Raw genomic sequence first — 25,327 nt, 5'->3', positions numbered from 1 at the left:
GCAGAGCTGACCTGAGGCCGGCTGGGACGCCGCCCCGCTTAACGACCTCGGTTCCGGCGCAAGCCGGCCGGGCCGGACCGCCGCGCGTCGTGTCCATGCAAAAAGCCGCGGAATCCGCGGCTCGCGTTCGGGTGTATTTCATGCCGGCCGTGCCCATGCCGGCCGGGGCAAACCGGCGGCATGCGCGGCGGCGTCTATTCGTGCGTCGGCTCGATGGCGGGATAGCCGATCTTCTGCCAGCGGAAGAGATGCTTGGCCCGCTCGGATAACCCGTCGTACGTCTCCTGCGGAATCTGCACCGTGTTGTCGCGGTGGGACGCGCTGTAGATGAGCGCCAGATTCGGACGGATCTCGTCGCTCCGGTTCGGCGTTCCCCGGTGCCACATGCGGACGTCGCGGATCAGGATCGAGCCCGCCGGCATGTGCACCTTCATCGAATGCATGTGCGGCGCGAGCTCCTCCGGGTTCGGCCCGTTCGGCCCGTAATAGTTGTCCGGCAGCAAATGCGTTCCGCCCGGCCAGATCTCCATCGGTCCGTTGCCTTCGTGGACGTCGACGAGCGGTATGTTGAACACGAGGTCCGTGATCGGCAGCGAGACCTTGCACAGGTCGCCGAAGCGCGCGCCGTAGTCCGGGTGAACGGGCTGCGGCTTGCGGCCGCCCGGCAGCGACGTGTTCGACGAGAACAGCGTTACGGCATGGTCCGGCCCGAGCAGGCGGTCGATGACCGCGAGCGCGAAGGGATGCTCGATGACGAGCGGATCGTTGAACGGCGGAGCGAAAGGCAGGAAGATGCCGAGGTGGTTCGTGCCTTCGTTGAAGCCCGTCTTGTTCAGATAGATCGCTTCGCCGTGCTTATCGAGGAACCACTTCATGCTCGCCTTGAAAGCTTCGCGCAGCTCGGTTACTTTCGCCTCCGGCAGCACGCCTTCGAAAAGGACGTAGCCGTTTACTTTGATCAGGTTGACGGCGAGCTCGATCGTCGCTTCGTTCAATTGCAGCGTTTCCAGTTCTTCTTGGCTAATCTTCAACCTCGTTCACCTCGCGTTGTGGATGTTCTCCCGGTCGCCGCGCTTGTCCGTGTTAACGGTTTCATGTGCACGGGCACATATGATTATAGCCGCTGCGCGATCATCCCACAATACCTCTTTTGCCGCCGTCCCCGGCATCGCGGTTCATCCGTCGCCGGCGGCTTGCGCCGCGCGAATGACCGCCGTTCGCGGATTTGCGCGAGGCCGGCGGTTCGCCTGTACGCCTTTGAAACGATTTTCATAGAATGGAGCATGTCTCGCCGAAAGGAGGTGATGCGAGTTGCCTTATTCCACGGGGATCGTCACCAACACGCGGGATATCGGCTCGGCCGCGGCCAACGTCGTCGTGAACGCGCGGAACCTGGATTTGGCGAACCCGCTTCTGGTCATCGTGAAGCTGTTCGCGTCCGCCGATTCGTCCGTCTTCTATACGCCTTATCTCGTCTCCTACACCGTGCCGCCGGATTCCTACGACGTGCGGATGTTCGGCGTCGCGGGCAACGTGGCGTACGAGGTGCAGATGTACACGTCCCTCCTGCCGCCGAGCGTCGCGCTGTCCGTCTACGGGATCAACGAATTCGGGAATCTCGTGACCGATCAGCACTTCAGGCAGAACGACCTGAACGGCATCCTAGGTCTCAGTCCATCCAAGTGAACATGTCGGACATGCCCGTTCGCGCAGACGGGAAGCGCAGACGGAAAACGGTTAACGGCTCATGCGCCCGCATGAGCCGTTGCTTCCGTATGCGTCCGGCCGCCCCGCCAAGTGGCGGCGATTGACGACCGCGATCTTACGTAATGACGATATCGGAATAGCCCGCGAAAATAGTTTGCGTGCCCGCCGGCTGCGTCGACATCCAGACGCCGATGTAGCCGCCCGGCGGCACGCTCGCGATCGAGATGTAATCGCCGATGAGCGGCACGGGCACCGGAGAGGTGCCGTTCGGGTTGAACGACTGGTTCGTGATGCGCGTGTTCGTGAAGGTCGCGCCGCCGTTGATGGAGCGCGCGACGTAGACGTCGAGGTCGAAGCCGTTCACCTGGTTGCTGTAGTAGATCACGTTGACGACGCCCGTGAGCGGATCGACGTCGACGTCGGGGAAGAAATTCTGCGAGTTCGCCGGCGCGCCCGTGATCGTCACGGGTACGGACCAGGACCCGTCGACCGTCGAGCGCTTCGACATGAAGATGTCCGCGTAGCCCAGCCGGTTATCCTGCCAGACGGCGTAGACCGTGCCCGTGAACGGACCGACGGACCGGTCCGACGAGATGGCGGCGAACGTCAGGACCCGGAAGTTGTAACCGACGACGGGCAGCGGCGACGGCACGGGCACGACGGCGGAGACGACGACGCCGCCGTCGAACGTTGTGCCGCCGTCCAGCGATGTCCGCACGATGAACCGGAAGTTCGGGTCAACGGTGACCCAAGCCGCGAAGACGATGCCGGTCAAGTCGACGGTGATGTCCGGCCGTTCGACCTGATCGGCTTCGCTCGAGAGCAGGATCGGCTGGTCCCACGTCGTGGAATTGCTCTTCAGCCGCTGGATGAACGCCGTCGAGTTGCCGCCGTTTTCGACGTTGAACTGGTGGTTGTAGCTGATGTACATATTGCCGAGGTATGGGCTCGACTGCGACGTATCGATATAGACGTTCGTTTCGTCGTTGTTGATGTACGATCCGTAGCCGGACCCGATGACAACCGGCGCGCCGTACGTGGCGCCGTTGTCCGTGGACGTGTAGGCCACGGCCGTACCGGAAGAGGGTCCCGGAAATACGTGCGCGGTCACGACGAAAACGTTGGGGAAGCCGTAGGATACATAGGGCGCCTCCGCGCCGGTGTAGCCGGCCGGCAGCGGCAGCAGGCTGTTCGACCAGCTGAAGCCCCCGTCCAGCGACCGGTACGCGCCGATCAGCGGCACGCCCGTCGTCTCGTCGACGGCGACGGATACCATGATGCCCGGCACTAGCAGGTTGACCGCGACGCTCGGCTCGAACTTGTTGTTGCCCGTCGGCGTTACCTGAAAGTTGAAATTGGTCATTGGCCTTCTCCCTCTTAATTTGACCTTAATGAATCTTCTAAAGGCAGTGTACGGGTGCTGTCCCGAAACGGATTGTACGGATGCCGATGAGCCGCAAAACGGGCGGTTCGCGCCGGAAATTCGTCTCGCAACTTCCCTCTCGATAGGAATAAGCTGGTATATCCTGGAGAAAAGGAAGTGAGGACATGCCATTTACAACCGGATTGTTGACCAATGTCGACTCCGTGGGATCCGCGGTATCGAACGTCGTCGTGAACGCCCGCAACAACGCCAACATCGAAGCGCTCGTCATCGTCGAAGTATTCATCGTGCCGGCCACGACGGGCGTACTGACGCTGGCCTATTTGACGGGCTATATCGTCGACGCCAAGTCGAGCGACATCCGCAGCTTCTTCATCGCCGGCAATCTGGCGTACGAAGTGCAGACTTCCGTCATCGGTCCGCTGACGGAGGTCGTCATGACGACCTTCGGGCTGGACGAATTCGGCAAAATCGTCGACGGCCACCGCGTGCTGCAGGAAGAAATGACCGAGATTTCCTTGCTGGCGACCCCGCCGGGTGCATAATCGTTCGGGAACAGGGCCAATTGGCAGAGGGAGCCGGCGGATACGCCGGCTTTCTTCGCGTCCGCGCCGCGCGAATCGCCGCCCGGACCGGATAGCCGCACAAGCAAAAGCAGGCCGCCGTCATACACTGGCTACAAGATCGCTGCGGCGGAAGGAGCGAGGAGAATGACCGATTTAGGCATCGTCATGCCCGTCTACAAGCAAAAGCCCGCGTTTCTGGAAGCGGCTGTGAACTCGGTGCTGAAGCAAACGTTCCGCGACTACAAACTCGTCGTCGTCATCGACGGCGCGCCGGAAATGGAGCCGCTCGTCCGCGGGCTGCTGGGCGGCGACCGCCGCGCCGAGGTGATCTCCCATGCCTTCAACCAAGGCGTCGCGGCGGCGCTCAATACCGGATTCAAGGCGCTTCTCGGCAAGCCGGAGATCAAGTATCTGACCTGGGTATCCACCGACAACGTGTACTATCCCCGCTTTCTCGACACGCTCCGAAGCGCGCTCGCGAAAGGCCCGCGGGAGCTCGGGCTCGTGTACAGCTCGTTCCAGTCCATCGACGACGAGGGACGGCCGCTTAATTCCGAGCAGCACCTCGCGGTCCAGCGTCAGTACCAGTCGCAGCCCAAGGAGAAGCTGCTGGACTCCTCGATCGTCGGCGTTTCCTTTATGTATAAAGCCTGCTATGCCGCGATGACGGACGGATACGGGATGGCGCCCGTGGAGGATTACGATTACTGGCTCAAGCTGACCGAGCATTGCGAGATCAAGTTCCTCCCCGTCGAGCTGATGGATTACCGCGTCGATTCCGCCTTCAGCGTGTCGGCCTCGCTTCGCACGGCGGAACAGCACCGCAAGTGGCGGTACGCGTATCATCTGACCCGGCATCAAGCCCGGATGCGCCGCGGCATCGCGCCGGCCGTCACGATCTTGTACCCGCTCGCGGAGTCCGGTCCGCAGGCGATCGAACGGATCGAAAACTTATACGAGCAAACGTTCAGCAATTACTTATGCTACGTCCTGGACCTGTCGCCGGATATGCGGGTCACGGCGGATCTGTCGCGCATCTCGCATCCGGTGACGGATTTCAAATGGTTTCCCGGCGCGAGCGCGGCGACGGCGCTGCTGCACGCGGCGCAGATGCTCCAGACGCCCTATGGCTACGTGCTCGGGCCGAGGCTGTTCAAGGACGCCATGGACATGAACGTCCTGTACGATCAGCTGGAGAAGGCGCCGCCGAGCGCGCTGTCCGACTATTACACCGACGACCGCACGCAGCTCGGCTACCGGCATGAGCTCGCTTCGGCCGCGCATGCCGTCTACGACGAGCTGTACCGCCGGCAGGCGCTCATCGACAGCTTGAAGACGATCCGCGCGCAATCGGGTGATGCCACATGAAAGTCCTCTTCACGTTCTTCAACCCGAGCGGCGGCATGGAAACGTTGAACCGGATCCGCTGCAAAGCGCTGAATCAGCAGAAGGTAGAATGCCATCTGCTCTACACGGTCGACGGCAACGGGCGGCGCAACATCAAGAACATCCCGACCTTCGTCACGAACGACGAAGCGGCGATCAAGCGGCTCGTCGACCGCGAGCGGTACGACGCCGTCGTCGTTTGCAGCGACGTGGTGCTGATGCAGCTGCTGCGGCGGATCGGCTACGAGGGCTTGCTCATCTTCGAAATTCAAGGCCTCGGCACCTTGAAGACCGCGAGCGACATCTTGCGGGACATCGCGGGGCGCGTGCTGCAGACGGCGGACGCCGTGCTGTATCCCGAAACGAGCCATATCCGGCAGCTGATGAACGAGAATATGCCGGGGGTCCCGCACTTCTGCTTCGACGACCCGCTCGATACGAAGGACTTCGGCTACGTCTCCTATCCTCCGAAGCCCTTCCCGGTCGTCGGCTGGGTCGGCCGCATCGAGGAGAACAAAAACTGGCGGGACTTCCTGCTGATCGGCGCGAGGCTGGTCGCGCTGGAGCCGGCCTGCTACTTGTGGGTATTCGGCGACTTGAGTCTGGGCGAGCCGCGGGAGAAGGCGCTGTTCGAGCAATGGGTGGACGCCCTCCGGCTGCGGGAGAAGCTCGTGATGCACGCCAACATTCCGCACGAGCAGATGGCGGATTACATGTCGATCATCGGCGACTCGGGCGGCTTCCTCCTGTCGACGTCCATCCTGGAAGGCTTCGGCTACGCCGTCGCGGAGGCGATGCTGTGCCGCTGTCCCGTGCTGACGACGGATTCGGACGGCATCCGCCGGTTTCTCGAGCACGACGTCACCGGGAAGCTGTATCCCCGGACGGATATCGCCAAAGCCGTGCAGGCGGCGCAGTCGCTTATGGGGGACGCGCCGCTGCGCAGGCGGATCGTCAAACAGGCGGAACGCCACATCAAGACGCATTTCTCCTGCGAGAAGTACGCCGACAATTTCCTCCGGATGCTGCGGAGCCTGAAGGAAGCGCGGGTCCGGTCGTAGCGGCGTTCGGGCCGCGGACCAAGCGGACCGGAACGAACGGATCGGAGCATGCGGACCCGAACGAACGGACCGGAACGAAGAAGAGGACCCCGTTGCCTTGCGGCGGGGTCCTCTTCTTCGTTCGCGGAGCGGATTCGCGGCCGCTCCCTGGCGGCGTTCCTCCGCTTCGCGCCCGCTGCCGGAGCTGAAGCGGCACGCGCCGGTGCCGCGCAGCTCGCGCGATCGCAACCGTCTAAGCGTCGCGCGCTTCGCCTTGCCGTTCGCGCGCGATGGCGTCGATGCGGTCGACCAAGTTGCGGCGAATGCCCGTCAGCAGCCGGAGCTGCTCGTCGATCTGCTCCAGCTTCTGCCGGTAGATGGGAAGCACTTGCTCGCAGAACGCTTCTTTGTTCATCAGCACGCATTGCAGGATGCCCGCGATCTCGTCCGTCGTCAGCCCGAGGTTCAAATACAGGCGGATCGTCCGCACCTGCTCCTCCGCGAACGGCGAGTAGACCCGGTACCCGTTATCCTCCCGCAGCGGCGTCAGCAGCCCCTGCTGCTCGTAGTACCGCAGCGAGCGGATGCTGGCGCCCGTGCGCGCCGCCAATTCCCCGATCCGCATCCGTCGTCCCCTCCTTCCGCATGGGGTGGTTCCATTCTAAACCCTGACGCCCATGAGAGGGTCAATGGCAGCGCCCGCGATGCGATCTTCGCCGGCCGGGCGATGCGCCGAACGCCGACGGCAAACGCAATCTGGCGCGTCCGAAGGCCGCCGGCGGCCGCCCGCGCTAGACGGCGCCGCCGACTTCGTCCAGCCGCACCTTGCGCCCGCTCTCCGCCGACCGCGCGATCGCGACCATGGCGCGCAGGTTCCGAGTGCCGTCGGCGACGGTCGCGCCGATCTGCGGCGCGCCGCGCAGAATCGCGTCGGCGAAGCCCTCCAGCTGCAGCCGGTAGACGTGGGCGTCCGCGCCGAGCGGCCTGCGGTACACCCCGTCCCGTGCCGAGAACACCTCCACGTCGCTTGCCTTGAACAGCCACGGATTGTACGTCTTGGCGACGACGCTGCCGTGCTCGCCGTACACCTCGAAGCCTTCGTGCCAGTCCATGCGGACGGCGACCGTCAGGTCGAGCTGGCCGGCGATGCCGCTTGCGAATTCGACCGTGCAGAGCCAATTGTACGCCCCGAACCGCTGCGCGTGCCACGCCTGGACGCTCTCGATCTCGCCGCCCAAGTACCGGGCCGTGTCCACCAGATGGCTGCCGTGCGTCATCATGAAGTACCGCTGCTTGTCCAGCTTCGGGTTGCCCTCCGGCTTCAAGGCCGCTTCGCTCGCGGCGAGAATCGGCATGACGTTCTCCGTCACTTCGTACCGATAAGTCGAATCGCAGTACCAGGCCTTCAGCGCGAGCATCTCGCCCATCTCCTCCCGGATGAAGCGCCGCGCGTACGCGATGCCGGGATCGAAGCGCTTCATGTTGCCGACCTGCATCACCCTGTCCGTCCGCAGGACGAGCGCCTCCAGCGCCTCGCATTCCTCGATCGTCACGCCGAGCGGCTTCTCGACCAGCACGTGCTTGCCGGCCCGGATCGCCTTCTCCGCCATCGGCACGTGGAATTGGTCCGCGATGCCGATGACGACGGCGTCCACGTTCGGGTCCGCGAGCATGGCGTCGTAATCGGAGTAGGCGCGTGCGGGCGCGAATTTGGCGTTCATTTTATCGAGCAGATCCGGGGCGACGTCGCAGATCGCGTACAAGTCCGCGTTGCGGGCGCGCGCGCACGCCTCCAGATGCGCCGCCTGCGAAATCGGGCCGCAGCCGAGCACGCCTACATTGAGCTTGCGGGGTTCGTTCATTCAGGGATTCACCGTCCAGTCTTCATGAATAGGCGTCCGTTCCCATTATGGCCCAAGCGCGCCGCCCCGGCAAGCGCCGCGCGACCCGGCGCCGCCCTCACGGACATTCAACGGGCGGGCGATCGGCCGGGCCGCGAGCTTGTTCGCATGTCTGTCCCGCGGCCGGAATACACATGTAAGTATTCGAGCATCGGGAGGTACCCTTATCATGGCAAAACCGGAACATTCGTTCATGCGAGGCACGCTCGTCTTGTCCGTCGCGGCCTTCGTGAACCGGATCCTGGGCTTCATCAGCGGCATGTTCGTCGCCCGCGTGCTCGGCGCGGAGGGCATCGGCATCCTGATGATGGCGCATCCCCTCGTGCCGCTCGTCATCACGATCACGGAGCTCGGCCTGCCGGTCGCGATCTCCAAGCTCGTCGCGGAAGCCAGCGCCCGCGGCGAGCGGGCGAAGGTGCGGCGCATCCTGCACGTGTCGCTGGCCGTCACCGGCATCCTGAGCGTCACGCTCACGACCGCCTCGCTGCTCGGCTCCGAATGGATCGCCAAGCTGCTGCTGAGCGATCAGCGGGCGTATTACGCGATGCTCGCGATCACGCCGATCGCGCCGATCGTCGCCGTCTCCGCCGTGCTGAAGGGCTACTTCCGCGGCATGCAGCGCATGAAGACGATCGCCGCCTCCGACGTGCTCGAGCATACGGTGCAGATCGCCTGCGTGCTCGCGCTGGTGCACCTGCTCATGCCGTACGGCGTCGCGTACGCGGCCGCCGGCGCCATGGCCGCCTCCGTCGTCAGCGAAGCGGTCAGCCTGCTGTTCCTCGGCTTCAGCTACAAGCTGCACGGCGAAGCGAAGGAGCCGGGCGAGACGTGGTCGAACCATCTGAGGACCGGCAAGCCCGCGCTTTCCGAGCTGCTGAAGATCGGCCTGCCGACCACCGGGCAGGGCGTGGTCCAGTCGGTCTACGGCGCCTTCCAGCCGCTGCTCATCACGAGCAGCCTGGCGCTCGCCGGCATCGGCACGGCGGTCGCCACGAAGCAGTTCGGCATGCTCGCCGGCTACGCCTTTCCCCTCCTGTTCATGCCGAGCTTCATCACGCATTCGCTGTCCACGGCGCTCATCCCGGCGATCGGCGAAGCTTCGGTGAACAAGCAGGGCATGCTCATGCACACGCGGATGGACCAAGCGCTGCGGATGGGCCTGCTCATCGGCGCGCCGGCGACCGTCATCCTGTTCGTCTGGGCCACGCCGCTGACGACGCTCGTCTATCACGCGCCGGAAGCGGGGCTGCTGCTCAAGATCCTGGCGCCGATGTTCTTCCTCCACTACTTCGACGCGCCGCTGCACGCGATTCTGCTCGGCCTCGGCCGGGCGGGAGCCGCGCTGTGGAACTTCGTGCTGGCCACGGCGTTCAAGACGGCGTCGATCTTCGTCTTCGGCAGCCAATTCGGCATCGCCGGCGTCGCGGTCGGCCTCGGCGTCGGCATCGTCATGCAGACGCTGCTGAACTTCTTCTCCGTGTCCGGCAGCATCGGCTTCTACTGGCGGGTAGAGCCGTATATCAAGGTCGGCTTCTGCATGTCGGTCATGGCCGTCTGCGGGCGGGCGGCGTACGACTTCCTGATCCGCGAGGGCTGGCCGCTGCTCTGGAGCGTCACGGCGTCGGCAACGGGCGCGCTGGCGCTTTATCTCGCGCTGCTGTCCCTTACGAACGCTTGGCGCTGGAAGCAGGTGCGCCGCGCGCCGGTGTCGTGGTAACCCGGCAGCGCCGCGCAGCATGTATCCGCCGGCCGCGCATGACGGGCGGGGTCTATGCCGCCAGAGGCATGACGTAGTCGAAAACTACGCGCCGAGCTGAATGCCGCAGCCGATGAAGGTGCCGAGCGGCAGCGTGCCGCGGTGCCGCCGTCCGGCCGCCAGGATGATCGCGTCCCCGGCCGCGAAGCCGGCGGCCCGCAGCTGCTCGTTGATCATCGCGGACCAGACGCGCAGCTCGGCCGGGCTCAGCGCCAGCACGTTCGCCGGCACGGCGTGCGCGCCCTCCTCCACCTTGACGAGCCCGTCGCCCGTGAGCGAGAAGAGCGTCCGCCCGAGGCGGCGGGCGACCGTCACGTGTTCGTGCATCCGCAGCTCGAAGCCGCCGAGGTTCAGGAGCAAGCAGGCCGATTTGGGCCGGTACGTTCGCATGGGTTCTGACCCCTTTCGTCGCGGCGACTTACGCGCCGCTCGCTTGGTTAAGCTCTAATAATCGCCCGGCGCCGCCTTGAAACGCGCGCCGTTTCGCCAGCATGGCCCGGTTTTCGAGCCACGGGGGCGCGGTTGACGGCGCATGCGCGGGCTTCTTGTCCGCTCGCGCCGGGACGGCGACACGACCTCCCGCGACCGGACACGTTTCCCGTTCGATTCGACGCAAAAAAAAAAGCAGCGCGGCCGCCGGGCCGCGCTGCTTTTTTCGTCTTTTTCGCTTACCGGCTGCCATTCTCCGTTCAGCGGCTCCCTTTCGGCGTTGCCCTTTAGGTGCGGCGGATGTTTTTGCCGTAGAAGATTTCGTCCATCTCCGCCTTCAGCCGGTCCGCGATGTCCCGCTGCTCCTCCGGTCCGAGCTTGTCCTTCGTATACCCGAACAGATACTGGTTCAAGTCGAACTCCCGCAGCTTGCACTTCGTATGGAAGATATGCTCCTGGTACACGTTGACGTCGATCATGTCGTACGCGCCCGCGACGTCGTCCGGAATATAATTCTGGATGGAGCTGATGTCGTGGTCGATGTACAGCTTGCGGCCGTTCACGTCCCGGGTGAACCCGCGCACGCGGTAATCGAGCGTCATGATGTCGGCTTCGAACGAATGAATCAGATAGTTGAGCGCCTTGAGCGGCGAAATTTCCCCGCAGGTGGAGACGTCGATGTCCGCCCGGAACGTGCTGATCTCGACGTCGGGATGAAATTCGGGATAGGTATGAACCGTAATATGGCTCTTGTCCAGCTGGATGACCACGTTCTCGGGCAGCGGCCCCGGCGATTCCTCGAAACTCGAAGGCGGCACCTCGACGACCGGCCCTTCGGAGACGAGCATCGTGACGCTGGCCCCCTGCGGGACGTAATCCTGCTGGGCGACGTTCAGCGGATGCGCGCCGATGATGTCCGCGACGGTGTTCAGAATATGCGTCAGCCGGTCGGCGTTGTACTGCTCGTCGATATAGGCGATATACGCTTCGCGCTCGTCCTTCGTACCGGTATAACAGACGTCGTACAGGTTGAAGCTGAGCGATTTGGTCAAATTGTTGAAGCCGTGCAGGGTGATTTTCGAAGTCGGTTTCATTTCCGCGCCATTCCTCCTTTAGGCGGATTTTCATGTCTAGCATGTCCAGCCGGACGATCCGTCACTCTCCCTTACGCCAGCGGCGGCGCGTTTCAAACAGCTTCCGCGTGCGCCGCGCCGAACGGCCGCCTGATTCCGCCCCCGTCCGGGCGGGTAAAGAAACCGTAAGCCGGACGGCCCGGAAGGCCGCGGACGACATCACTCTCAATCGGAAAAGGACGTGGAACCGATGGCGCATAAAGTGGCATTTCTGCTGGCGAACGACTTCGAGGATTCCGAGATGAAAAACCCGTACGACGCGATCACGAAGAACGGGCATCAAGCCGTGATCATCGGCCTGGAGAAAGGCGCGGAGCTGAAGGGCAAGCAGGGCACGATCTCGTATACGACCCACCTCTCCGTCGACGAAGCGAACCCGGACGATTACGAGGCGCTGGTCATTCCGGGCGGCAAGTCGCCCGAGCATCTGATCGGCAGCGAGCGGGCGATCGACTTCGTCCGCGGCATGGACAAGCGGCATAAGACGATCGCCGCGATCTGCCACGGGCCGCTGCTGCTGGAGAAGGCCGGCCTGATCCGGGGCCGCAACCTGACCGCGTTCCCCGAGCTGCATGCCGAGCTGAACGATGCCGGCGCCCGGTTCATCGACAAGCAGGTCGTGGTCGACGAGAACTGGATTACCTCGCGCACGCCGGACGACGAGCCGTACTTCATCGAAGAGACGATCAAGAAGCTCGGCGTGAACGCTTACTGACGGCGGGCGGACGGGGTCCGCGAACGAGGCAAAGGGCTGTTTCCGGCGGTAGCTTTCCGCGGAAACAGCCCTTTGCGGTCATGACGCCGGCCTGTGCGGCCCGGCCGTCTAGATGATGCAAGGCTTGATCGATCGCCTGCGCGTATGCGGGTCAGGCCGCGTTCAGCACGGCCTTCATTTGCCGGCGCCCGAACCGGAGCGCCTCCTTGAGCGAATCCATGTAAATGTCGAGATGGCCTTCTTTGATCATGCCGCCGCGGTCCGTGCACGTATACGTGCGGTCCAGGGCGGGCAAATAGACCTTCGTGCCGAACGGCAGCGATTTCGGACACGCCAGCGTGCGTCCGTCCTTGACGCGTTCGCCGCTGGCCGTAATGCCGTGCGACGGCGTGAAGTCGTCGCCGACCGTATACGCGGTCACTTCGAAATGGCGCGTTTTCCCCGCCGGCTTGGCGGCGCGTTTGACGGCCGGCTTGGCGGCCGTCTTCGCTTTCGCCTTACGCGCGGAGGCGCGGGCTTCGTCGAGGTTCGGGACGGTAAGCGACTTGGCGAGCGACGCCGAGAAGAGCGGCGTCGCCGGCAGCGCGGCCGGCGCGCCGACGGCGCTCGCCTCTTCCGTCGCCGGAAATTGAGTCATTATGAAGAGCGTCAGCGCGAGCGCGCTGCATGCGATGGTTCTTGCTGCGATCATGAGCGAGAATTCCTCCAATCTAAAGTACGTATCCTGGCGATCTGTTAGGGCATTGCCAAACCTTGCCTTTGGCTTCGCATACGCATTCCCCTTTTATAACCCTTTTCGCGGGATCTGTAACCAGTTACATCTTGGATGGAGACTCGGAATTTGCCAGCAGCCGCCATTTTTTGCCGGCGATGCGGGCGTATCCCGCCCGTTCGGAGCGCACGAAAAAAAGCCCTGTCGCCAGGGCTTTCCTCATGCGCCGCGCTATCGCGCGGCGGGAACGCTTAGGCGCTGCAGCCTTCGCATTCGTAATATTGGTTGCCGGTCGTTTCTTTGGCTTCGAGCACGTTGCCGACGACGATGTCGGACAATTCCATGAACTCGAAATCGGCGACCTTGGCGTGCACGGCCGCGCGCGCCTCCTCTTCGGTCTTGCCGATCCAGCTGAACGTCGCCTTCTTGCCCGTCGACGGCACTTCGTATTCAAACAGGAACCGCGTCATGTCGATCCTCTCCCATCCGCATTGTTCTGCACTTCCTATGCTTATCCATTATACCACGGATCGGCGGATTGTACGATCGTCATCTAACTAACCGGGCGCGGTCAGGATCGGCCGGCGGCTTAAAAGACGGCAAGCAGCTTCTCGACGGCCGTCGCCGCGTCCACCTCGACCCCGACCCGCACGGGATGCCCGACGGCCGGGCGGTGCCGCAGGTCCGCGACGGTCATGCCGAGGCAATGCTTGCCTTCGCATTCGACCGACAGATGCAGCGCCTCGGCATGCACGATCCCGGGTTCGACGGCCGCCAGGATGGTCAGCGGGTCGTGCAGCGGCGCGCAAGCGTCGAATCCGTTCGAATCGCCGTAGAAGCGGAAGTAAACTTGCATCGAACGGTCGATAAAATCGACGACTTCGCGGTTCTCGGGCTTGCAATGCAGGCGCAGCGCGTCCAGCTGATGCTGGTGCAGGCGCGTGCGGAGCGTCACGTCGAGGCCGATCATCGTAACCGCGAGACCGGACCGGATGACGAGGTCCGCGGCGTCGGGGTCGCCCCAGATGTTGGCTTCGGCGACCGGCGTGACGTTGCCGGGCACGCGGACGGCGCCGCCCATGACGTAGACGTGCTTGATTTTCGCCGGCAGCCCGGGGTCCCTGCGGAGCGCGTGCGCGACGTTGGTCAGCCGCCCGAGCGTCACGAGCGACAGCTCGCCGCCGAGCTCGTCGGCCATGCGAACGATGAACGCGTCCGCGGGCTCCTCGGCCGGCCGTTGGGACGACGGCGGGAGCTCGACGTCGCCGATGCCGTTGCGACCGTGCACGCGGGTCGCGAATTCCGCGTGGCGGACGAGCGGGCGGGCGGCTCCCATGCTGACGGGAACGCGGTGCTCGTATCCGGCCAGCTTCACGATGCGGAGCGTGTTGTCCGTCGCTTGCTCGACGGAAATGTTGCCGAAGCCGGTCGTGATGCCGACGATGTCGGCCTTGTCCGACTTCAAGCCGTATAGAATCGCCAAGGCGTCGTCGATGCCCGTATCGGCGTCGATGATGAATTTGGGGATAGCCATGATCTGGGGTTCACTCTTTCTGCGTTGGAATCGGGCGGCGCGCCCTGCCTTCGATTATACGGCTTGGGCGGGCGCGCTGGCAAAAGCGCCCGTCACCGGATGGCGCGAATCCCGGGCCAGTGCAGCCAGATGTCCCGCATCGGCGCCTTCCAATCCAGGTGATGCTCCACGTGCTTCACGCGGAAGAAGATCGCGTACCGCGGCAGCGGCGAGACGTTCGGCGCGACGCCGTGCCCGATCTGGTAATGGACCAGGAAGACGTCGCCCGGCTCCCCGCGCGTCTGCACCGGCGCCGGCAGGTCGACCGGGGGCATGCCGTTCAGCAGCGATTCGGGTCCGTGCTCCTTGAAGTACGCCTCGTAGAGGCGATGCGTGCCCGGCCACACGGTGAAGTTCCCCGCGTTGTCCTCCCGGACCGGGCTCAGCAGCACGCCGACCAGCATCGTGAAATTGCCGATCGTCCCTTCCTTCATCCCGTTCGTCGGCGTGTACATGCCGTCCAGATGAATGCCCGGCTTCGGCGGCGGCTCGTTCAGCGACGGGAAGCGCAGCGCGATCTGGCCGTCGCGGACCGGCAGCGCCCGGCCTTCGCCGATCAAGTCCTCGACCAGCGATTTGACCGGCGTCGCGTTGAACAGGTCCGCGATCGGCGGCGTGCCCTGCAGCTCCGGGCAGTACGATTGGGAACGGAACGTCGTCATCCGCGCGGGATCCATCCCTTGCCCGACCGAATGGTTGATATGGCGCATCGCCCGGTCGACCATGATTTTCGGCACGGCGCCGGGGACGTGCACGTAGCCGTGCTCCAGCATGGCGGCTTTTTGCTCGAACGTCAGTTGCATGAGAAACCTCCTCCTAATTATCGGCTCGCTAGGCTTGGCATTGCGTCTGGTACTATTTTACATGCAATAAAACGCTTCCATGCCTGAAAAGTTGCGGAAGAGAATCGCGAATTCGCATCGGTCCGCCCCGCGGCGGCCGGCCGGGTTGTGCGGAGGGGCAAACCCGAGTATGCTGGACGTATGCGAACGAAAGGTCGGTGAAGCCGGACATGTTCTATTGGATCGCCCTGCTGATGACCGCGGTCGACCTCGCGGCGAATCGGATCGTGGCGTCGACGATGAGCGTCGGCGACAGCCGTCCCTTCCTGGACGGCCTGCTGCACTTCTCGTATTACCAAAATTCCGGCGCGGCGCGAAGCTCGTTTCAAGGCTACGGACGGCTCTTCGGCGTCGTCGCCGTCCTCTTCATCGTCCTCGTGCTCTACTACCGCAGGACGAAGGGCCGCAGCAGCCGCTTGACGGATGCCGGCCTCGCCCTGCTCGTCGCGGGCGCCGCGGGCAACGGCGCCGAGCGGCTGCTGTTCGGCAAGGTCACGGATTTTCTCGTCTTCGGGTCGGGCGACGGCATCCTGAACATCGCCGATCTGTGCATCAACGCGGGCATCGTCGCCGTCCTGCTGCAGCAGCTGCTCCTCCTCCTGCGGAAACCGAAGGACTCCGGCGTCGCGTCGTAACGCCGCGGCAGCCGGCATAAGACGCCGCAAGGGGCTGTCCCGGAAGCGATGCGCTTCGGGACGGCCCCTTGTTCGGCGAACGGCGCCGCAGATGCGGTTTTACGCGACAGGAGCGCGCCTGACGGACGTGAGGGCGGTCAACATTGCTTTTCCGCCGCCAGCCGGTACGCGGCTTTCGACCGGAGGCCGACCAGCTTCTCCATCGGCAAGCCGTCCTTGTAGACGACCACCGTCGGCGTACTCATCACGCCGGCCGCGGCCGCGGCGTCCGGAAGCGCGTCGCAGTCGACGTACACGACGCGGGCCGAGCCCGCCAGCTCTTGGCCCAGCTCCTCCAGAATCGGCTCCAGCGTTCTGCAGGGCGGGCACCGCGGCGCGCCGTAATCGACCAGCACAACGCCTTCCCGCGTCAACTCGCGTAAGCGGTTCATGCTTTCCGCTTGCGGAATCAAGCTCATATGCGCTTCTCCTCCTTCGATGCTTGCATGGGGTTGCGCGCTTATTATAGAGGCTGCCGCCAATGTCAGCGTCAAGCGCCGGCGCGCAGCGGTTGCACGGCGCTCCCCCGGGTTACCCTATATGCATTCACGACCGAAGGAGGAAGCAGCAGCTTATGGACGAATCGATGACCGAATCCGCCGGCGAGAGCCGGCCGCAGCGCCTCTTCGTGGCGGCGCCGCTGCCGGACGGCCTGAAGCGGACGCTGGGCGAATGGGCGCGTTCGCTCCACGCCGCGCATCCGTTCCGCAAATGGACGCATGAAGCCGACCTGCACGTGACGCTGCAGTTTCTGGGCGACGCGGCGCCCGACAGGGTCCCGGCGCTGAAAGAAGCGCTCGCCGCTGCCGCGGCGTCCGGCGCGCTCCGTCCTTTCCGCCTTGCGCTCGCCGGCGTCGGCACGTTCGGCCTGCCGGAGCGGCCGCGCGTGTTCTGGGCGAGCCTCGGCGGCGAGAGCGGGGAGCTGCGCCGCTTGCAGCGGCTCGTCGTCGAGGCGACGGCTCCGCTGGGCTACGAAGCGGAGAAGCGTTCGTTCAGCCCGCATCTCACCCTCGCGCGAAACTTCGCCGGCCGTGACCCGTTCGTCCTGCCGGTCTTGCCGCCGGAGCTCGCGCCCGCGCCGACCGCGGATGGCAGGGCGGCGACGGACGGCGATTCCCGGAGCTGGAGCGTCGACGAGATCGTCTTGTACCGCACGCATATGCATCGGCGGCCGATGTACGAAGCGGCCGGCCGCTTCCGGTTGGGCTGAGCGGTGCCGACAGCCCGGGTGCGGCGAGCCCGGAGCGGCCGTTCGCCGCGCCCGGAAGGAATGCTGCGGGGCGAAGAACCGCGAGCCGCGCAGCACGCCGAACAAGCCGCCGCGGGTTCCTTGACGGGAACCCACTGCGGCTTGTTTGTTAACACGCCACTCGTTCATGCGTCGACTTTGGCCCTCGGCCGAAGCGCACCCGCCACCGTGTAGCGGAAGCCTTCCATGAGCGCGACGTTCAGCGTCAGCCACATGCCGCCGAACGCGAAGCCGGCCGCGGCGTCGCTGGGATAGTTCAGCCGGAGCGCGACCATGCCGATGCCGGTCAGGAAGCATAATCCGGTTACCGCCGCGGCGGCCAGCACGCGATGCTTCGGTTGGCCGCGATGGCGCACGAACAAATAAGCCGAGAAGCCGTACACGGTCAGCGCCATGAACGTCTGCTCGCTCGGAAACGTCAGCAAGCCGCCCGTCGGCCCGACCCGATGGAACAGCTGCCGCAGCCCTTCCTCGAGCCCTTCGCCGCCGGCGGCGACCGCGAGATAGAAAGCCAGCTCGAGGAGCCGATTCCGGCTGCGAAACCGGATCCAGAGCAGCGTCGGCAGGATCGCCGCGACGAGCGCCGGCATGGCGCCGAGCGCGGCGAAGCGCGTGAGCGGCGCGTGCCACTCCGGGCCGAACAGGCGTCCGACGAGGTAGAGGACGACTTCGTCGAACTGCGCGAATTCGTGCGCCATGAAGTCCTGAATCAGGCCGATCATGACCGAGAAGCAGCCGAGGAACGCCGCGCCCGCCGCCAGGATAAGCAAGCGCACCGTTCCGAGGGACCGGTACCGTCGCGCTGCGCGTTCCACCCACGACTTGGCGAGGGCATAGTACTTCGCGCGGTTTCGTTTGATCAGCGCGTAGGCGCCGTACGCGCAGACCGAAACGACGCCGAAGACGACCAGGTATACGTTAATCCGGTGATGATACTGCTCCCACTTCGGACCGAGCACCTTGCCGAGCGTAATGAAGACGAACACCCAGAGAAACGCGCCCGCGTACGAGAACGCCGCGTACTTGCGGAACGGCAGTCTCGTCGTGCCCGAGAAGTAGCCGGTCAGGTGGCGCACCCCCGGAATGAAATAGGCGATCAGCAGCAGCTTGTTGCCGTACCGGCCGAACCAGCCGGACAGCCGGTTGAATTTATCCGGTCCGAAGTGGAAGCGCGCGCCGTATTTCTCGAAGAACGGATTGCCGAGCCGGTAGCCGATCCAGTAGGAAGCCGTCATGCCGAGCGAAGCGCCGGCGCCGCCCGCGAGCACGCTGAACAGCCAATGCAAATGGCCTTCGTAGACGATCAGGCCCGTATAAGTCATCAGCAGCTCGCCCGGCAGCGGGAGCGCCAGCATTTCAAAGAATAAGGACAGAAACAGCACGATATACCCGTACGTTTCCAACAACCGGCTCAAAAAATCGCTTAACGCGCCCATGGCGCTCTCCTCCCTTCGCCCGGACATGCGTGCCGCGTCCCGGCGAAACGGAAGCGGCCTTCTTGGCGTATCGTTAACCTCTAGGTTGCCCTCCGCGGCACCGAGGTATGTTCGAATCGCGTTCCTTATACAAGATTCTCGGAAATTCCCGTCTCCTTAACACGGGAATGACAAATGCTTGCCATAATCAAGACTGAGTTTGCGCGCATCCGCGCGGGAGGAGACATGGATTTGAATCGATTGCTGGAAGTCTTGCGGGTTTCCTTGCGTCTCGGGCTGACGTCGTTCGGCGGGCCGATCGCGCATTTGGGGTATTTTCGGGAGGAATACGTAAAACGGCGGAAGTGGCTGACGGAGGAGAGCTATGCGGACATCGTCGCGCTCTGCCAATTCCTGCCCGGACCGGCGAGCAGCCAGGTGGGCATCGCGATCGGCATCGGGCGGGCGGGCCTGCTCGGCGGGCTGCTCGCCTGGGTCGGCTTCACGCTGCCGTCCGTGGTCCTGCTGATGGCGTTCGCCTACGCGCTGCATGGCGTGGACGTCCGCGACGCGGGCTGGCTGCACGGGCTCATGATCGCCGCGGTCGCCGTCGTCGCGCAAGCCGTCTGGGGCATGGCCGCGAAGCTGGCGAACGGCAAAACGACGGCCGCCATCGCGATCACCTCCGCCGTCGCGGCGCTGCTCGTTCCCTCGCCCTTCGTCCAAGCGGGCATCATCGCGGCTTCGGGGCTGCTTGGCTGGCGCTGCCTGCGCGCGGACAACGCCGGCGCGGCCGATATCCTGCCGTCGCCGATCGGCCGCCGGACCGGCGCGTGGTTCCTCGCGGCGTTCGGCGCGCTGCTCCTGGCGCTGCCGCTGCTTCGCGCCGCCGTGCCGAACCACGCGATCGCGCTGTTCGACGGCTTCTATCGCGCGGGCGCGCTCGTCTTCGGCGGCGGCCACGTCGTGCTGCCGCTGCTGCAGCAGAGCGTCGTGCCGGCGGGCTGGATGACCGACGGCCAGTTCCTTGCCGGCTACGGCGCGGCGCAGGCCGTGCCCGGTCCGTTGTTCACGCTGGCCGCGTACCTCGGCTTCGCGTCCGGGCCGGCACCGAACGGCGTCGCGGGCGGCCTGCTCGCGGTCGCCGCGATCTTCCTGCCGGCGTACCTGCTCGTCGCGGGCGCGCTCCCGTTCTGGCACGTCATCCGCGCGAGGCCGGCATTTCGCTCGGCGCTCGCGGGCGTCAACGCCGGCGTCGTCGGCATCCTGGCCGCGGCGCTCTACGATCCCGTTTGGACGAGCGCCGTTCGCGCGCCGTCCGACTTCGGCTTGGCGCTGATCGCGTTCGGGCTGCTGACGGTCTGGAAGCTGCCCCCGTGGCTCGTCGTCGCGGTGTCGGCCCTCGGCGGCTTGGCGCTGCCGTATCTCTAAGGCGCGAATTCCCCTACGAAAAAGGCGGCCCCTGCGGCCGCCTTTTCACGTGTTGCCTTTTCGCATCGCGAACGCCGAAGTCCGGTAACGCTCAGCCCTGACCGGTCCAGTCGGCCTGCGCCTTCGCCTTCCACTGCGCGCGGATCGCCTCGTATTCCTCCGCCGGCAGCAAGCCCGGCTCCAGCAGGCGGGCGTTCTCCGCCCAGCGGTCCGGCTTCGCCGTGCCGACGATGGCGGCGTGCACGCCCGGCACGGACAGCGTGAAGCGCAGCGCCGTGCCGATCGATTCGCTCAGATCGCCCCGCAGGAAATCATAGCCGAGTGCCTGCAGCCGGTCCCAGTACGCATGGTGGTAAGCGGATTCCGGCTTGCCGCCGGTCTTCCAGGCCGCGTTCGCGATCGGACGCTTGGCGACGACGCCGATGCCGCGCCGCCGCGCCTCCGGAATCGTCAGCGCGATCGCCTCCTGGTCGGCGATGTTGACGGACGTTTCGAGCGAGTCGAAGGCGCCGCATTGAACCGCGTACAGCGCGGCCTTATGATCGCCGCTGTAGCCGATGTAGCGCGTCTTGCCCTTTGCCTTCGCCCGTTTCAGCACGTCGATGACGTCGCCTTGGCGCAGCAGCTCCTCGGAGCAGCTGTGCAGGTGCACGACGTCGACGTAATCCGTCCGCAGCCGCTTGAGGCTGCGGTCGATGCTGGCCTCCAGCATGGCCGGATCCCAGTCGGGCAGGTCGAAGCCTGACGCGTGGCCGCATTTGGTGAACAGATAGTAATCTCCGCGCCGGCGCGCGATCGTCCGGCCGATCAGCTCCTCGCTCGACGCGTAGCATTCCGCCGTGTCGACGACGTTCAGACCCGCGTCGATCGCGCTGCCGAGCAGCCTCTCCGCCTGCTCGGCGCCAATGCCTTCGAAGCCGATCTCCGCGCCCCCGAAGCCGAGTATGCTCACGTTCATATCGGTTTTGCCGTACTGCCGTTTCTCCATCCTGCATGCCGCCTCGCTTTCGTCGATTGGACTCGGTGTGACGTCTACCGTTACAGGCCGACCGATAACGACGGGTAAGACGTGAAAATAAGGTTAGCCGGTTATGCAACGCATAGGATAGACCCGTGAACGGACGTCTCTTTTACTTCACCCAATTTCGAACGCGGCGAACCGCCGGCGGCGGCGCGGCTTCCCGCAGCGTCGCCGCCAAACATTGGGAAAGCGCCGCTCCATGGACGGCGGTAGGAGGCTGTACAAGTATCCCGCTTAATCCGCGATCGCGCGCACGTTCGCCTGTTCCCTGCGGTCGACGGTCAGCCGGAAAATATCGGGCCGGCCGTAATGCCCCGCGACGTCGAAATCGAATCGGCCCCTTACGATTTCCCCGAGATCCAGCTCGGCGACGAGCAGTCCTTCCCGGTCGTACAGCGGCCCGGCGACGTAATCGCCGAGCGGCCCCACGATCGCGCTGCCGCCCCGGCACAGGACGTCCGGATCGTCCCGCAGCCCGTCGCGACCGAGCAAATCCGCGGGGTACGAGGCCTTCGTCGCGAATTGATTGGCGGCCAGCACGAAGCAGCGGCCCTCGCAGGCGATGTGCCGGATCGTCGCCTGCCACGAATCGCGCGCGTCCGCCGTCGGTGCCGCGTACAGCTCGATGCCCTGGCCGTACATCGCCATGCGGGCGAGCGGCATGTAGTTCTCCCAGCAAATCAGCCCGCCGATGCGGCCGATCGGGCTGTCGACGACCGTCAGCGTGCTGCCGTCCCCTTGCCCCCACAGCAGCCGTTCCGTGCCGGTCGGCACGAGCTTGCGGTGCTTGCCCAGCAGCCGTCCGTCCGGACCGATATAGACGATCGTATTGTACAGCGTGCCCCGGCTGTACGCCGCGTCGCGTTCCGTCACGCCGACGACGAGGGTCAAGCCGTGCTCCGCCGCCAGCTCGCCCAGCAGCGCCGTCTCGGGGCCGGGCACGTCCACGGCGCTCGCCCAGCAGCGCTCCCAGTCGCGCCGGCCGGCATCCGTGCGGCTGCCGATGCGCGCGCCGAAATCCAACCCCCGCGGATAACCCGTCAGGTACGTCTCCGGAAACACGAGCAGCTGCGCCCCCTGCCGTGCCGCTTCCCTTGCCAAGCCCGCGGCTTTGTCCAGCGCGGACGCCGTCTCGAACAAGACCGGCGCGGCCTGCGCGACCGCGACCGTCACGCGTCGTGCTTTCATGGCGATTCCTCCTTGGTGCCGACGTCCGCCCCATGGCGGCTTGCGTTCGGCACATATGAATAATCGGCTGCGCTGCAATCCTGGGCGGTCCGCGCTGCATGATCGCGCGTCGGCCGCCCCCCGCGCAAGCCGTCGGCACCAGCATAACCGTCCCGTCCGCCATTGGAACCCGCCAATGTCCGACCGCTCCCCGCCAACCAATTCCTCCGTGCGCGGCCCGCGGCCGGCCGGCACCCGCCAATTTCGGCGGCGGCGGACCGGCCATGTTCACGAGATGTTTGAACAATCGGCGCCTTGGGGCGCCATTCGGATGACGCGTCGCGCGCGGACCATGGTATGATGATTACGAATCTCGAACAAACTTTACCTGGAGGCGATCGACCGATGTGGAAGCCCGACCGCGGCAGCGATAAGCCGCTTTACGCGCAAATCGCCGACGATTTGGCGCGGCGCATCTCGTCCGGCGAATTTCCGCCGGGCAGCCGGCTCCCGTCCGAACGATCGCTGGCGGAGCTGCTCGGCGTCAATCGGAGCACGGTAGTGTTGGCGTTCGGCGAGCTTCGCGCGGCGGGCATCGTCGAGAGCCGCACCGGCAGCGGCACGCGCGTCAGCCGCGGCGGCTGGGGCGCGGCGCCCAAACAAACGCCCAACTGGAGCCGCTACGCCGAAGACGGCGGCTTCCTGCCGAACCTGCCGCTCATGCGGCGCATCCGGGAGGCGCTGTCGCGGCACCCGTCCTTGATCGATTTCGCGAGCGGAGAGCTGTCCGCGGATTTGGCGCCCGCCGCGGAGATCGCGGCGTTGCTGCGGGAACAGGACGACATCGCCTACCTGGGCTACGACAATCCGCAGGGCCACATGCCGCTCCGCGAGGCGCTCGCGTCCTATCTCGCGCGGTACCGGGGCATCCGGACGACGGCCTCCTCCGTGCTCATCACGTCCGGCTCCCAGCAGTCGCTGTTCTTGATCGCGCAATGCCTGCTGGCGCCGGGCGATGCCGTGGCGGTCGAGGATCCGTCCTACTGCCGCTCGCTGCCGATGTTCCAGTCCGCCGGCCTCCGCGTCTTCCGGCTGCCCGTGGACGAGCACGGGGCGCGGCCCGACGACCTTCGCGCGCTTCGCAAGAAGCATCGCGTCAAAATGGTGTTTTTGAACCCGAACTACCAAAACCCGACGGGCACGGTGCTCGCCGCGGAGCGCCGCAAGGAGCTATTGGAAACCGCCAGCGGTCTCGGGCTGCCGATCGTGGAAGACGATCCGTTCAGCCTGACCGCGTTCGGGGAACGGCCGCCGGAGCCGCTGAAAGCCATGGACGAGGACGGCTCCGTCCTCTATATCGGCTCCTTCTCCAAAATCGCGGCCTCCGGCCTGCGCATCGGCTGGATGGTCGCCCCGAACGCCATCGTCGAACGGCTGGCGGACGCCAGGCAGCAGATGGACTTCGGCCTGAGCGTCATCCCGCAGCGGATCGTCGCGCGATTCCTGGAATCGCCGTATTTCCGGCCGCATTTGGAACGGCTGCGGACGGAGCTGCAGTTCAAGCGCGATCTCCTGATCGACGCGCTCCGCAAGGAGCTGCCCGACCAGGTCGAATTCGCCGTCCCGCGCGGCGGTCTTCATCTGTGGTGCCGGCTTCGGCACGCCGTTCAGGACGGCAAGCTGCTGGACGAGGCGATTCGCCGAGGCACGGTCTTCGTCCCCGGCAGCGTCTACGGCTCGGCCCCGGGCTTCGTCCGGTTCACGTACGCGAGGCCGCGCGCGGAGGATATCGGTCCCGGCGTCGCCGCGTTCGCCGAGGCGCTCCGCGCGCTGGAGCGCGGGCCGGGCGGCCCGTGATTTTGCCGCGGCCTTATAGGCGTGCGGGCGGTGCGGTCTAACCGCGAACCGCCGGTCTTGGCCGCGCGGCGGACGCCGGACGCCGGACGGATTCGCCGAAACGCGAACAACCGCGGAGCACGTGGCTCCGCGGTTGTTCGCGTTCGGATTGCTTGCGTTATCGATCAACGAAAATAATCAGACAGATGGCCGCCACCGCCAGCCCGATCGCATAAATGCCGGTCAGACTCATCCACTTCCGGCCGGTGTTGCGAAAATAGTCCGGATTTTCCTGCTTGTTGCTTTTGGATTCCCCGATCATCACCGTCGCGACGACTCCCGCGGCCATGATGATGCCGACCAAGATCATTAAAATCGTCATTCGTCATCACCCGGTTTCATTATAAGAAACCGGCACGCCGTTGGCACCCGCCAATCGGAAGGTTAAGGGACCATCCACTTGACCGGCGATGGAACCCGGGCGCAGCGGTTCCGCGCTCGCGTCCGGCGGCCGCGCCTTAACCGGCGGGCTTGGCGACGAAGCGACTCATGCGGATGAGCCGGCGTTCGTTACGGATTGTTCGTATGCTGCTTGGTCGACAGTTTTTGCGAGGGCGTCCCTTTGCCGTAATGCGCCTTGTTTTTCTCCTGCTTCGCCTGCGCGTTCTTCACCTTGCTCACGAATTCGTTCGTCGATTCCATGCGGATTCCTCCTCCTTTGCGTTCGGCTGACCATAGCGTCTCCCCGTTTCCGGAGGGGTATGCAGCGGGAAGCCGTAACGGCGGGAGCCGCTTGCAAGCCGGCGCATGGATTCAGCCGGACGGACGCGGCAGGTCCGGTTCGGGCGCGCCTTGCCGGCGGTTCGCGAAGCGGGCGGCCACGAACAGCAGATCGGACAGCCGGTTCAAATATTTCAGGACAACCGGGTTCAGATCCTCCTCCCGCCACACCTCGACGGCCAGCCGTTCCGCCCGGCGGACGACCGTCCGCGCCGCGTGCAGCGACGCTCCGCACGGAAGCCCGCCGGGCAGGATGAAGTTCGTCAGCGGCGGCAGCTCCGCCTCCATCCCGTCGATGTACGTCTCGAGCCGTTCCACGTCCTCGTCCCGGATCGGCCACGCGACCTTGAGCAGCGACGGCGTCGAGAGCTCCGCCCCGACGCGGAACAGCTTCGTCTGCGCCTCTTGCAGCATGGCGCGGAACGTCTCCCACTCTTCGCTGCCTTCGAGCGCGGCCAATGCGACGCCGATCATCGAATTCGCCTCGTCGACCGTGCCGTACGCCTGAACCCGCGGCGAATGCTTCGACACCCGTTTGCCGGATACCAGGCTCGTTTGCCCCTTGTCGCCCGACTTCGTGTAAATTTTCATGCCGGTCCTCCTCCACTTC

27 protein-coding genes are annotated in these 25,327 nt (G+C 65.1%); 10 read left to right on the top strand and 17 right to left on the bottom strand.

Annotated features, from left to right (window positions below; translation table 11 throughout):
• Positions 1–194: 194 nt before the first annotated feature.
• Entirely contained in the window at positions 195–1,031 is an 837-nt protein-coding gene (locus tag BMZ79_RS03510; protein ID WP_090636569.1) for a phytanoyl-CoA dioxygenase family protein, read from the bottom strand.
• Positions 1,032–1,311: 280 nt separating this feature from the next.
• Here BMZ79_RS03510 and BMZ79_RS03505 point away from each other — a divergent pair, with 280 nt between their 5' ends.
• Positions 1,312–1,686: a hypothetical protein gene (locus BMZ79_RS03505; protein WP_090636567.1), complete on the top strand. Its 375-nt coding sequence runs from the start codon at positions 1,312–1,314 to the stop codon at positions 1,684–1,686.
• A gap of 136 nt (positions 1,687–1,822) precedes the next feature.
• Here the strand turns inward: BMZ79_RS03505 and BMZ79_RS03500 are convergent, their stop codons facing one another.
• Complete coding sequence (locus tag BMZ79_RS03500) at positions 1,823–3,070, bottom strand: hypothetical protein (RefSeq protein WP_090636566.1); 1,248 nt, start codon at positions 3,068–3,070, stop codon at positions 1,823–1,825.
• Between the two features lie 185 nt (positions 3,071–3,255).
• Between BMZ79_RS03500 and BMZ79_RS03495 the strand changes: the two genes are divergently transcribed.
• The 3 genes from BMZ79_RS03495 (at position 3,256) to BMZ79_RS03485 (ending at position 6,104) form a co-directional block, all read left to right on the top strand.
• Complete coding sequence (locus BMZ79_RS03495; protein WP_143088879.1) at positions 3,256–3,636, top strand: hypothetical protein; 381 nt, start codon at positions 3,256–3,258, stop codon at positions 3,634–3,636.
• A 165-nt stretch (positions 3,637–3,801) separates the two neighbouring features.
• Positions 3,802–5,025, top strand: coding sequence for a glycosyltransferase family 2 protein (locus BMZ79_RS03490; RefSeq protein ID WP_090636563.1), 1,224 nt, complete (start codon positions 3,802–3,804; stop codon positions 5,023–5,025).
• Complete coding sequence (locus BMZ79_RS03485; RefSeq protein ID WP_090636561.1) at positions 5,022–6,104, top strand: glycosyltransferase family 4 protein; 1,083 nt, start codon at positions 5,022–5,024, stop codon at positions 6,102–6,104. The genes BMZ79_RS03490 and BMZ79_RS03485 overlap by 4 nt, the downstream gene beginning before the upstream one ends.
• Positions 6,105–6,336: 232 nt before the next feature.
• Here the strand turns inward: BMZ79_RS03485 and BMZ79_RS03480 are convergent, their stop codons facing one another.
• Together BMZ79_RS03480 and BMZ79_RS03475 are read right to left on the bottom strand one after the other, a co-directional pair.
• On the bottom strand, positions 6,337–6,708 hold the full coding sequence (locus BMZ79_RS03480; protein ID WP_090636560.1) for a MerR family transcriptional regulator: 372 nt from the start codon (positions 6,706–6,708) through the stop codon (positions 6,337–6,339).
• 166 nt (positions 6,709–6,874) lie between these two features.
• On the bottom strand, positions 6,875–7,945 hold the full coding sequence (locus BMZ79_RS03475; RefSeq protein WP_090636558.1) for a Gfo/Idh/MocA family protein: 1,071 nt from the start codon (positions 7,943–7,945) through the stop codon (positions 6,875–6,877).
• A 208-nt stretch (positions 7,946–8,153) separates the two neighbouring features.
• On the opposite strand from BMZ79_RS03475, the gene spoVB reads away from it, so the two are divergent.
• Positions 8,154–9,701 carry a stage V sporulation protein B gene (gene spoVB, locus BMZ79_RS03470; protein ID WP_090636557.1) on the top strand — a complete coding sequence of 516 codons (1,548 nt, stop codon included), beginning with the start codon at positions 8,154–8,156 and terminating at the stop codon, positions 9,699–9,701.
• A gap of 84 nt (positions 9,702–9,785) precedes the next feature.
• On the opposite strand, the gene BMZ79_RS03465 is transcribed toward spoVB, so the two are convergent.
• Both BMZ79_RS03465 and speD read right to left on the bottom strand, forming a co-directional pair.
• Positions 9,786–10,130, bottom strand: coding sequence for a hypothetical protein (locus BMZ79_RS03465; RefSeq protein WP_090636555.1), 345 nt, complete (start codon positions 10,128–10,130; stop codon positions 9,786–9,788).
• Positions 10,131–10,456: 326 nt separating this feature from the next.
• Positions 10,457–11,263 (bottom strand): adenosylmethionine decarboxylase, encoded by an 807-nt coding sequence (gene speD / locus BMZ79_RS03460; protein ID WP_090636553.1) that lies wholly within the window; start codon positions 11,261–11,263, stop codon positions 10,457–10,459.
• 229 nt (positions 11,264–11,492) lie between these two features.
• Here speD and BMZ79_RS03455 point away from each other — a divergent pair, with 229 nt between their 5' ends.
• The gene (locus tag BMZ79_RS03455) at positions 11,493–12,017 is read left to right on the top strand and encodes a type 1 glutamine amidotransferase domain-containing protein (protein ID WP_090636552.1); all 525 of its coding nucleotides are present in this window, start codon (positions 11,493–11,495) and stop codon (positions 12,015–12,017) included.
• A gap of 151 nt (positions 12,018–12,168) precedes the next feature.
• Here BMZ79_RS03455 and BMZ79_RS03450 read toward each other — a convergent pair whose 3' ends face one another.
• The 4 genes from BMZ79_RS03450 to BMZ79_RS03435 all read right to left on the bottom strand — a co-directional run bounded on the left by BMZ79_RS03450 (position 12,169) and on the right by BMZ79_RS03435 (position 15,105).
• A complete protein-coding gene (locus BMZ79_RS03450; protein WP_090636550.1) occupies positions 12,169–12,708 on the bottom strand; it encodes a 3D domain-containing protein in 540 nt (179 codons plus the stop codon).
• 272 nt (positions 12,709–12,980) lie between these two features.
• Positions 12,981–13,199 (bottom strand): hypothetical protein, encoded by a 219-nt coding sequence (locus BMZ79_RS03445; protein ID WP_090636548.1) that lies wholly within the window; start codon positions 13,197–13,199, stop codon positions 12,981–12,983.
• A 119-nt stretch (positions 13,200–13,318) separates the two neighbouring features.
• Positions 13,319–14,263 (bottom strand): nucleoside hydrolase, encoded by a 945-nt coding sequence (locus BMZ79_RS03440; protein ID WP_090636546.1) that lies wholly within the window; start codon positions 14,261–14,263, stop codon positions 13,319–13,321.
• 92 nt (positions 14,264–14,355) lie between these two features.
• The gene (locus BMZ79_RS03435) at positions 14,356–15,105 is read right to left on the bottom strand and encodes a phytanoyl-CoA dioxygenase family protein (RefSeq protein WP_090636544.1); all 750 of its coding nucleotides are present in this window, start codon (positions 15,103–15,105) and stop codon (positions 14,356–14,358) included.
• A gap of 209 nt (positions 15,106–15,314) precedes the next feature.
• Between BMZ79_RS03435 and lspA the strand changes: the two genes are divergently transcribed.
• On the top strand, positions 15,315–15,779 hold the full coding sequence (gene lspA / locus BMZ79_RS03430; RefSeq protein WP_143088878.1) for a signal peptidase II: 465 nt from the start codon (positions 15,315–15,317) through the stop codon (positions 15,777–15,779).
• Between the two features lie 137 nt (positions 15,780–15,916).
• Here lspA and BMZ79_RS03425 read toward each other — a convergent pair whose 3' ends face one another.
• Positions 15,917–16,210 carry a thioredoxin family protein gene (locus tag BMZ79_RS03425; RefSeq protein WP_256252528.1) on the bottom strand — a complete coding sequence of 98 codons (294 nt, stop codon included), beginning with the start codon at positions 16,208–16,210 and terminating at the stop codon, positions 15,917–15,919.
• Positions 16,211–16,392: 182 nt separating this feature from the next.
• On the opposite strand from BMZ79_RS03425, the gene thpR reads away from it, so the two are divergent.
• Positions 16,393–17,028: an RNA 2',3'-cyclic phosphodiesterase gene (thpR, locus tag BMZ79_RS03420; RefSeq protein ID WP_177221988.1), complete on the top strand. Its 636-nt coding sequence runs from the start codon at positions 16,393–16,395 to the stop codon at positions 17,026–17,028.
• A gap of 164 nt (positions 17,029–17,192) precedes the next feature.
• Here the strand turns inward: thpR and BMZ79_RS03415 are convergent, their stop codons facing one another.
• The gene (locus BMZ79_RS03415) at positions 17,193–18,503 is read right to left on the bottom strand and encodes a VTT domain-containing protein (protein ID WP_090636536.1); all 1,311 of its coding nucleotides are present in this window, start codon (positions 18,501–18,503) and stop codon (positions 17,193–17,195) included.
• A 225-nt stretch (positions 18,504–18,728) separates the two neighbouring features.
• On the opposite strand from BMZ79_RS03415, the gene chrA reads away from it, so the two are divergent.
• Complete coding sequence (chrA, locus tag BMZ79_RS03410) at positions 18,729–19,913, top strand: chromate efflux transporter (protein WP_090636534.1); 1,185 nt, start codon at positions 18,729–18,731, stop codon at positions 19,911–19,913.
• A 91-nt stretch (positions 19,914–20,004) separates the two neighbouring features.
• On the opposite strand, the gene BMZ79_RS03405 is transcribed toward chrA, so the two are convergent.
• The gene (locus BMZ79_RS03405; RefSeq protein WP_090636532.1) at positions 20,005–20,901 is read right to left on the bottom strand and encodes an aldo/keto reductase; all 897 of its coding nucleotides are present in this window, start codon (positions 20,899–20,901) and stop codon (positions 20,005–20,007) included.
• A gap of 267 nt (positions 20,902–21,168) precedes the next feature.
• Complete coding sequence (locus tag BMZ79_RS03400) at positions 21,169–22,122, bottom strand: carbon-nitrogen hydrolase family protein (protein WP_090636531.1); 954 nt, start codon at positions 22,120–22,122, stop codon at positions 21,169–21,171.
• Between the two features lie 384 nt (positions 22,123–22,506).
• Between BMZ79_RS03400 and BMZ79_RS03395 the strand changes: the two genes are divergently transcribed.
• The gene (locus BMZ79_RS03395) at positions 22,507–23,958 is read left to right on the top strand and encodes a MocR-like pyridoxine biosynthesis transcription factor PdxR (protein ID WP_090636529.1); all 1,452 of its coding nucleotides are present in this window, start codon (positions 22,507–22,509) and stop codon (positions 23,956–23,958) included.
• Between the two features lie 157 nt (positions 23,959–24,115).
• On the opposite strand, the gene BMZ79_RS03390 is transcribed toward BMZ79_RS03395, so the two are convergent.
• The 3 genes from BMZ79_RS03390 to BMZ79_RS03380 all read right to left on the bottom strand — a co-directional run bounded on the left by BMZ79_RS03390 (position 24,116) and on the right by BMZ79_RS03380 (position 25,308).
• Positions 24,116–24,301: a hypothetical protein gene (locus BMZ79_RS03390; RefSeq protein WP_218154641.1), complete on the bottom strand. Its 186-nt coding sequence runs from the start codon at positions 24,299–24,301 to the stop codon at positions 24,116–24,118.
• 206 nt (positions 24,302–24,507) lie between these two features.
• Complete coding sequence (locus BMZ79_RS03385) at positions 24,508–24,639, bottom strand: DUF4023 family protein (protein WP_090636526.1); 132 nt, start codon at positions 24,637–24,639, stop codon at positions 24,508–24,510.
• A gap of 111 nt (positions 24,640–24,750) precedes the next feature.
• The gene (locus BMZ79_RS03380; RefSeq protein ID WP_090636524.1) at positions 24,751–25,308 is read right to left on the bottom strand and encodes a cob(I)yrinic acid a,c-diamide adenosyltransferase; all 558 of its coding nucleotides are present in this window, start codon (positions 25,306–25,308) and stop codon (positions 24,751–24,753) included.
• Positions 25,309–25,327: the final 19 nt, after the last annotated feature.

The sequence above is a fragment of the Paenibacillus sp. UNC496MF genome (assembly GCF_900113915.1).
Lineage (GTDB): Bacteria > Bacillota > Bacilli > Paenibacillales > Paenibacillaceae > Paenibacillus_Z > Paenibacillus_Z artemisiicola.
This window is presented reverse-complemented; position numbering and strand designations above follow the sequence as displayed.